Source organism: Sneathiella sp. (assembly GCF_029233945.1).
In the GTDB taxonomy this organism is placed as follows: Bacteria; Pseudomonadota; Alphaproteobacteria; order Sneathiellales; family Sneathiellaceae; genus Sneathiella.
This window is the reverse complement of record NZ_JARGOQ010000087.1, coordinates 1-7,637: the sequence shown is the minus strand read 5'-3', so window position 1 is coordinate 7,637 and position 7,637 is coordinate 1. Positions and strand designations below refer to the sequence as shown.

At 53.0% G+C, this 7,637-nt stretch carries 7 protein-coding genes; all 7 read right to left on the bottom strand.

The genetic code is table 11. From position 1 onward, the window contains the following. Positions 1-1,030, bottom strand: a 1,030-nt coding sequence (gene asnB, locus P1U71_RS17260) for an asparagine synthase (glutamine-hydrolyzing) (protein ID WP_301106916.1), incomplete at its 3' end; no start/stop codon positions are given. 37 nt (positions 1,031-1,067) lie between these two features. Further along, a complete protein-coding gene (locus P1U71_RS17255) occupies positions 1,068-1,976 on the bottom strand; it encodes a glycosyltransferase family 2 protein (RefSeq protein ID WP_301106915.1) in 909 nt (302 codons plus the stop codon). A gap of 125 nt (positions 1,977-2,101) precedes the next feature. After that, entirely contained in the window at positions 2,102-3,469 is a 1,368-nt protein-coding gene (locus tag P1U71_RS17250; RefSeq protein WP_301106914.1) for a hypothetical protein, read from the bottom strand. Then, on the bottom strand, positions 3,469-4,752 hold the full coding sequence (locus P1U71_RS17245; protein ID WP_301106913.1) for a Coenzyme F420 hydrogenase/dehydrogenase, beta subunit C-terminal domain: 1,284 nt from the start codon (positions 4,750-4,752) through the stop codon (positions 3,469-3,471). The genes P1U71_RS17250 and P1U71_RS17245 overlap by 1 nt, the downstream gene beginning before the upstream one ends. A gap of 3 nt (positions 4,753-4,755) precedes the next feature. Then, a complete protein-coding gene (locus tag P1U71_RS17240) occupies positions 4,756-5,541 on the bottom strand; it encodes a CatB-related O-acetyltransferase (protein WP_301106912.1) in 786 nt (261 codons plus the stop codon). Between the two features lie 36 nt (positions 5,542-5,577). After that, a complete protein-coding gene (locus tag P1U71_RS17235; protein WP_301106911.1) occupies positions 5,578-7,017 on the bottom strand; it encodes an oligosaccharide flippase family protein in 1,440 nt (479 codons plus the stop codon). A gap of 18 nt (positions 7,018-7,035) precedes the next feature. Further along, the coding region (locus P1U71_RS17230; RefSeq protein WP_301106910.1) for a polysaccharide pyruvyl transferase family protein at positions 7,036-7,637 on the bottom strand (602 nt) is incomplete at its 5' end.

Sequence of the window (7,637 nt, the reverse complement as noted above, 5' to 3'; positions counted from 1 at the left end):
GCGCGGCGGGGTCGCCAATGGGTTCATCCAGGCTGTAGATGACTTTCGGCAGCAGGGACATCAGGTCGGGGTCAACGACCAACGTCTGGTGATCAAACCCTTCTTTTTTAGCGAGCATTTCCGCATATTTCTGATCATCGGCCATCTGCTCGACACGCTTGTCCGCTTCCGACATGCCAATGGTGAATGTTTTGAGTTTTCCAAGCTTGCGCCGTGCAATCGTACTCACCAGTGACGAATCGAGCCCGCCACTCAAAAAACTGCCGACCTCGACATCGGAAACCAGATGCCGGTCGATGGAGCTTTCAAAACTCTTTGTCAGCTCCTCAATCGCGTCCCGCTCGTCAATCGGCCCGGCATGATAGTCCGGCAATTCCCAATAAGTGGTTTCCTTGATATTGCCATCGGTATCAACAATCAGATACTGGCCGGGCTGCACCTTGTGCACGCCTTCGAAAATGCAGAAATGATCCGGGAGCCACAGGAGTTGCATACTGGCGGCGAGGGCTGCGAAATTCACTTCAAACGGCTCATCAACGATTTTCGCGATGGTCTTCAGCTCGGACGAGAAGCAAAAGTTCTTTCCATTTTTAAAGAAAAACAGCGGCTTGATACCGAAATGGTCGCGAGCGAGGAAAAGTTCCTTCGTGTCACGGTCATAAATCGCGATGGCAAACATGCCGATGAAATCTTCAAGGCATTTCGGCCCCTTCAGACGGAAGGATTCCAGCACCACTTCCGTGTCGGAGCTTGTCTTGAACTCGACCCCATGTTCCGTCTCAAGCGTCTTTCTCAGCTCTTTATAGTTATAAATCTCGCCGTTATAGACCATGACGTAATTATGCTTCAGCATCGGTTGGTCCGACCGTGCATTCACGTCAATAATCGAGAGCCGCTGATGGGCAAGCGATATATTCCCTTCCGTCCAGACGTCCTGCGAATCCGGTCCGCGATGCTGCTGGATCACAGAGGCGGCGTTCGCATGTTCAACATGGTTCGGGAAGTTCAAAAATCCGGCTAAACCGCACATGGCTATAATCCTAACATCAGCATATCGCTGAGCAAATTTACGTGTTGGTCCAATATTTATTGGGGTCTATGTGATCAAGTCCACTGAAATAAAATCCCGCCATGATCTTCGCACGGAAAAACCGACACCAAAACAATATCAAAATCGACTTCAGCTTGTCTGAAAAATATGGAAGTTTATGGTCCTTCAGTGCCCTTATGCTATGCGGTGCAGCGGAGACGGCCGTTGCCACGCAAAGGGCCGGCCATCTAACGGAGAAGCCCGGTTCTTTCTTCTGCATGTTAAAGGTCATCGCTGATTGCCGTTTCCATTTCGCGCGTAATTCTTCAAGCGTTGCGCGCGCCGGATGCTTGGCGATGCAATCGCCGCCGAAATGAAACTTCGCGCCGATCGCGTAGGCGCGCTGACACCAATCCGTATCCTCCGCAACATCCGCATGGAAGGGGCCGACTTCCTCAAAAAGAGTGCGGCTGGTCCACATATTGCCGGTCGCCGCATCGCCCTTCTTGGTGTAGCCTGCCTGATCCATGGAGTAGGTAATCTCGAACGCCTCAACGCTGTTGGGCCGGTCATGCTCCGGATAGATGATGATTTCACCCGCCATCACGCTGCGCTCCCCTTCCGCGCGCATATGGGTCAGGCCGTTTTTCACAAAATCCCGATCCAACAAGCAATCGCAGTCGGTGAAGGCAAAAAACTTTCCCTTGGCCAGTTTCGCGCCGGCATTCCGGGCGGGTCCCGCACCCCGTGCCGTCTCAACAACAAGGGAGACATTCAAATCATAGGCATCCAGCCCTTCGACCGGCTTGTCCGAGTTATTATCGCAAACGATAACCTCGAACCTGCCCTTGTCATAGGTCTGCGCCGCCAGCGTTTTCAGGCACTCCGCCAGGCCGCCCGGATCATTATAATGCGGTATGATGACGCTTAGCTCGAGTTCTTCCATTGCGATCTAAATCCCCTTCGATGCAAACCTAATTCATCTCGAGTTAATTTTTATTAAAAAGCATGCGAGTTCAGGGGCTTTTAATTCCGCCTGCCGTTCTTTCAGTGCGCCATAAAGCCTTTCAGCTATAAAGGCTTAGGCATATCGGACGATTGTCGTGCCGTTTGGGTCTGCCCTTGCGGCGCTGGCGACGGTGCCGCCGCCGGTTGACCAGCCCGCGCCGGAACCTCATTCCAGGCGACACCGGCACTCACCAGCATGCCCAGCAGAATATTGGTCAGGATCAAAGGCTGTTCGAACAAGCCGACCGACATACTGGACACATCCAGCGCGATAAGGGCGGAAATCAGGAAGAAAATCAGCTTCCGGCGATACGGGTCCTTTGATGTCTTTCGGGCCTTCGCCCCGTAGCGCACAGCATTGACATGCGAGAACACATACATCAGGAAGGCCGGGATGCCGCCATTGACCGCCACAATAACGAAATGGTTGACCAGGTCGATATGACGCCTGCCATCCAACAGGCCGCCCCAGTAGTTAATATCAATCCCGCCCGCACCGAAAATCCAGTAATCACGCCACTGTTCAACGGCGACCTCAAGCAGCCGGGTTCGGTACCAGGCCGTCGCCGAGTTAAGCGCAAGATAGTCGATGAGGTTATAAAAATGCCGGTTCGACGCAAGCTCCAGGAAGATGGCGAAGGCCAGCATCACATAGAGGGTCGGCTTGATCAGGCTCGGGCGAAGAACATACAGATTGCAGATAATAAGCGTAACAATGGCGAGCCAGGGACCGCTCGACATGGAGGCCAAACCACCAACAGCCGCAAAAAGGGCGGTAAAGGTACTCATTTTCCGGACGCGCGGATTGGCGCGAATTGCCCAGGCAATACCGGCGATCAGCATCATCGCCATGCCATAATAAATATGAACGGACGTGCTAACCTTCGCGCGCATCATGCCAAGGCGGAATTCCGGCTCTTTCGCAATCCAGACCCATGTCCGGTACGCATCCAGACCAACGTAGGGCGACGTGGTCGTATAGGATTCCTGCCAGCCCATTACACACATGAAAGCGGCAATACCAAAGAGCGGCAGCCCAAGGCCACCCGCATCCTGAATGGAGCGAATTCCCAGCCTAGCGACAAAATACATGAGGACAGTGTCAAAGCCATAACCGATCATTTCGATCGTTTTGTCGGATTCCGACCCACTCATAACAGTGGCCAGAACCGTCCAGGCCCAGAGGAAAAATACCAGGTAATCAACCGAGCAGACATTCATCTTTATATGCCTGCCCTGAATAATGAAGCGGACCAGCAGCGCGAGAGCAATCAAACGAGGTGCCGACATATCCGCCGGCCCAATAGGCACCCGGAGATATTCCGGCCATATCATCATGGAAATGATAAGGACACCAACCGCCGCACCCGGCCGCACCGAAAGTGCAAGCAGGCCCAAAGCAACAGTAACGAAGGCGGTTACTCCGATCATTATCTCTTTTCCTTAGCTGGCGGGGTCCAGCTTTTCACATCAATCCGCTTGTTCAGGCGCTTTCTGAATATCCTGAGGATTGTCCCGGTAATTGATTGTCTCTTCTCGTTCAGGCTTAAATCACTCCACCAGAAGCGGGCCATCTTGAACCCAATATATTTGGGAACCGCCGCGCCGAAAAGGCGGAGCATATGCAATCTTGCCCAAACACTCCCTCTCGATCCAAGTAAATTCGGCTGAGATCGCGGAAAAAGCGACGAATCGTGGTTTTCGAGCGTGATATAGCCCGCCGCCGCCGCTTCAAGGATATATTGCCGTCCTTTTTCGGTTCGCGCAACGATCAGGGATTTGCCGGGTTCCCCTTCCTCAATCGGCCGGTACCAGGGGTCGCCCACGGCAATATCGGCAAATTCACCTGTATGATCCGGGCAGATATAGCATCGCCATTGCCGGTATCTTTGCAGAAACCCCCATGAATCTGCATAGGTCATTTCGACAGATTTTTCAGCGCCCGCGTCATCATCATAAACGACTTTCCACATACCCGGCCAACCATTGCCGCGAAAGCGCAGGCTTTTGACTTTTGTCGGATCCGGAATTCCCTCTCGCTTCAGCAACTCCAGCGTTCCTTTGGTTGAGGGCGTTCCGGCACAAAAAAAAGCGATCGTTATGCCGATTTTTTTATCCAGTCCCGGATCAAGCTTGCGGGCCTTCTGAACAGCAGCAACATCACAGGGTTTCCCGATGAATACCGACGGCGCCTCTTCCTTCATCACAAGGTCCAGCCCGTCGCAAGGGCTGGCGGGCGCATAGCGCGAGCCGGTCGCCGCCGTAAGCTCACCGCGGCTGTGGCTTAATGCCGATTCGTTCAAATAGGGATAATCCGCCTGCGCCTTTGTGTGCAGGGCGCCGGCAAATCCCTTTTGTTCAATTCCAAAAATGGCGAGGGTCGTCGCCGCGCCGCCGCTGGAACCGCCTTTGCGAATCCCATCATCGGCAGAGAAGCCTTCCCATACATCAAGAACCGGACCCCATCCATCCATAAGCTCTTTCTGAACTTCGGGCGGATCGTTTTTATGGTCATGCGTAAGATTGGCACCGGGGCAGGACTGAAGCGCCTTGCCGGTTTCAGCGGGCGCATTCTCGCGCAGGAAAGGGCGTCGGCCAAGTTCCAGCGAGTCGCCCATCTCGAACCTTTCCGGCTCCATAAAGGCGCACACACCACATCCGGTGCAGAGTTGACGGCTGGTAACATCGGTAATGTTACGAATACTCTTACTCACAACTCAAACCCCTGCATTCTCGCTTCCCGCCTTTTGCAACACCACTTCCGGTGCCGCATTCTTATCCACGCCATTCATGTTCTGGATAAACAACGATATCCCCTCCTTCGTGACAGGATCGAAGAGAAGATCATTGGCCTTCATAAGGTCGGGGAGGCTGAGGTCCCACCATTCGGATTTTTTCACCAGCTCCGCCACCTCGGGCGTGAAACGCCGGCGGAATTCCTTCGCCGGATTACCGGCAACAATGGCAAAATCATCCACGTCCTTCGTAACAACGGAATTAGCGCCGATAATGGCGCCATCGCCGATCCGTTTGCAACCCGGCAGGATAGTGGTTCGGCTGCCGATCCAGACATCATTCCCAATGGTCAGCGGGTTATCCTGGTCGAGCGGGATCGTGTCCTGATCCACGATATTAAGAAAGCGATTATAAAAGAAGGGATGTTGTGTCAGGGTTTCCGCCGGGTGATTGCGCCGGAAAACCATCAACTCGCTGCCGAAGGAGCAATAGGCCCCGATCACCGATCCTGATGGGAAAACACCCGGATCAAGGCAGGGACCGTAGCTGTATCGTCCGACCGTAACACCATAATATTGCTTCATGATTTTTCGGCGCGTCTGGGAATAGAAAAAATTACCTTCAAGCCGGTCACAGAGGGAAAAACAAATTCGGCGCAGCACGCGAGATTTATAGGCACGAAGGATCAAGTTTGAGAACGGGCTGAGGGACCGCTCATGTTTGAGTTCCGCCCATTTGATCTTTTCGGCTGAAAACCTGTCCTTCATAAATCCCAATCCATCTAGATAAACGGTCTTATCGCCCTAGACCTTCACTTCGGTCTGTTCATGGCCTGATTGTTTCAGCCATTTCACCAGATCCAACGCAAATAGCATAAATATGCCCATCGCGACCAGCGTCAGTACAATTGATCCCCCAATTTCAAAAACGGGGTCCTGACCCGTTGCAAAATTAGAAGACAGAACAAGTGCCAGTGCGACAAGAGCAATTGAAACTACGACAGATTTGTAAAGCAAAGATAAATCAATGCCAAATTTTCGTGTGAGCAAGAACAAGAAGAAGATAACGGCCATCGTCTCGCCGATGATACCTCCAATGACAATGCCGAAAACACCCCAACCCTGCCAGACCGCAACAAGGGCGAAAATCAGGGCGAAGCTACGCACGATATTCGCATAGAGAGGGAGTTTTGTTTTCCCGCAAGATATGGCAACGATTGTCGGACCTGCCTTCGCCATTCGAATACCCTGCATCAGGGCAAGCCAGGCAATAATCTCAACGCCGTTGACATAGGCGTCTCCGAAGAGCAGGAGAAGAAACGCCGGGCCCGCAAACGCCAGCCCGACGCTGATGACGATGCCAATCAACAGGCAGGCCTGGGTCGTGGCAACGGCCCCCAATTGCAGCTTTTCGGGATCATCCTGCACCTTGGAAAGCATCGGCATGAAAAAAGACTGCGCCGCATTGGCGAAAACCATCGACGGAAACAGGGTGAGAGTGAAGGCCGCGCTGAACCAGCCAAGATCCTCCATGCTGTAGGCGATACCGACAATACCCCGATCTGCCTGAAAAATGCCGAAGAGCAACAGCCCGTTCAGCATCAACGGCCAGCCGAACGAAAAAATCCTGTTGAGATATTTCCGGCTGAGCATTGCGGAATAACGCCGCTTCGCGACGAGGAAAGAAAGCGCAACCGTGGAGGCCGCCTGAATGGTGATGATCCACAGCATCACCCGGTAGTCCTTGAAATAGATCGCAAGCGGGGCGGCCAGCGCAACCGCGATAATCTGCGGTACACTCTCAACGAGGACCGACGGTCCAAAATTCATCTCTCGTTGGAAGCGAGCGGGATCCATATGCACAAAGCCGGTAATCAATGGCAAAACAGCCAGCCACTGAAATGCCCAGATCAGCTCGGGCAGGTCAAACAGAAGGGCGATCGGGCTTGCCACCGCATACATGATAACGGCCAGCACCACACCGCGCAGAATATTAAACGCCTGCACCGTTCCCTGGAGTTTAGGCTCATTTCCGTCAGTCGCCTGAACGATTAACCGGTCAACGCCAAGGCCGGTCGACATTTGCACCAGCGCCATCGTAATACCGAACGTGGCCGCGATACCGAAATCTTCCACACTGATCAGCCGCGCAATGATGATATTGCGTGCGAACGTGCTCAAAGCACCGACCGCCCCACCGAATGAGAGAAACAATCCGCTTCTTAAATGGCCCTTAAGTAACACTTCACGCGGCCTTTCAGGTTAATTATTCTTGCTGGCGACGATATCCAGAATGTAATTTGAGATGATCGATATCTGTTCATCAACCCGCTGTTTTACTTCAGGAAGTGACTTCTCCAGGGATGCCAACAGATCACTACGCCGCAGGAATGAGCCTTTCAAGCTCTCTATCACATCCTTGGTATCGAGCGTTCGTGGATCAAAAACCTCATCCCCCTGACCGCATGTTTCAAAGACGCCCTTGGTCTTGTCGCTATAGGCAATGGCAGCAGTGGGAACGCCCCGCGAAAGCGCCGCGATTGTCGAATGCATCCGGGTTCCGCAAAACCAGTCCATATTCGAGATCAGCCATTTCACCTGATTCTGATCGAGAGTGTCGGGCGAGACAAAGACCCGGTCTTTATACTTTTCCTCAACTCTCATCGCCACCTTCTCGCAGGCCGTATAGTCCGATTCCGTATATTGGCGACCGCTCATCACATGCGGGATAAGGACAAGGTTCGCATCGGTTTCCGCAAGCAGCCAATCGCAAAATTCGTGAATAATCTCGTTATAGTCCGCCTTGAACCCATATTGGGACACGGCGGCATTGGGATCGTTATATATAAGACCGCTCACATTCA

Coding starts and splice junctions, on each gene's coding strand:
- P1U71_RS17240 (WP_301106912.1), bottom strand. CDS start 5,541: ATGAAGGACAGGTTTTCAGCCGAAAAGATCAAATGGGCGGAACTCAAA.
- P1U71_RS17250 (WP_301106914.1), bottom strand. CDS start 3,469: ATGATCGGAGTAACCGCCTTCGTTACTGTTGCTTTGGGCCTGCTTGCA.
- P1U71_RS17255 (WP_301106915.1), bottom strand. CDS start 1,976: ATGGAAGAACTCGAGCTAAGCGTCATCATACCGCATTATAATGATCCG.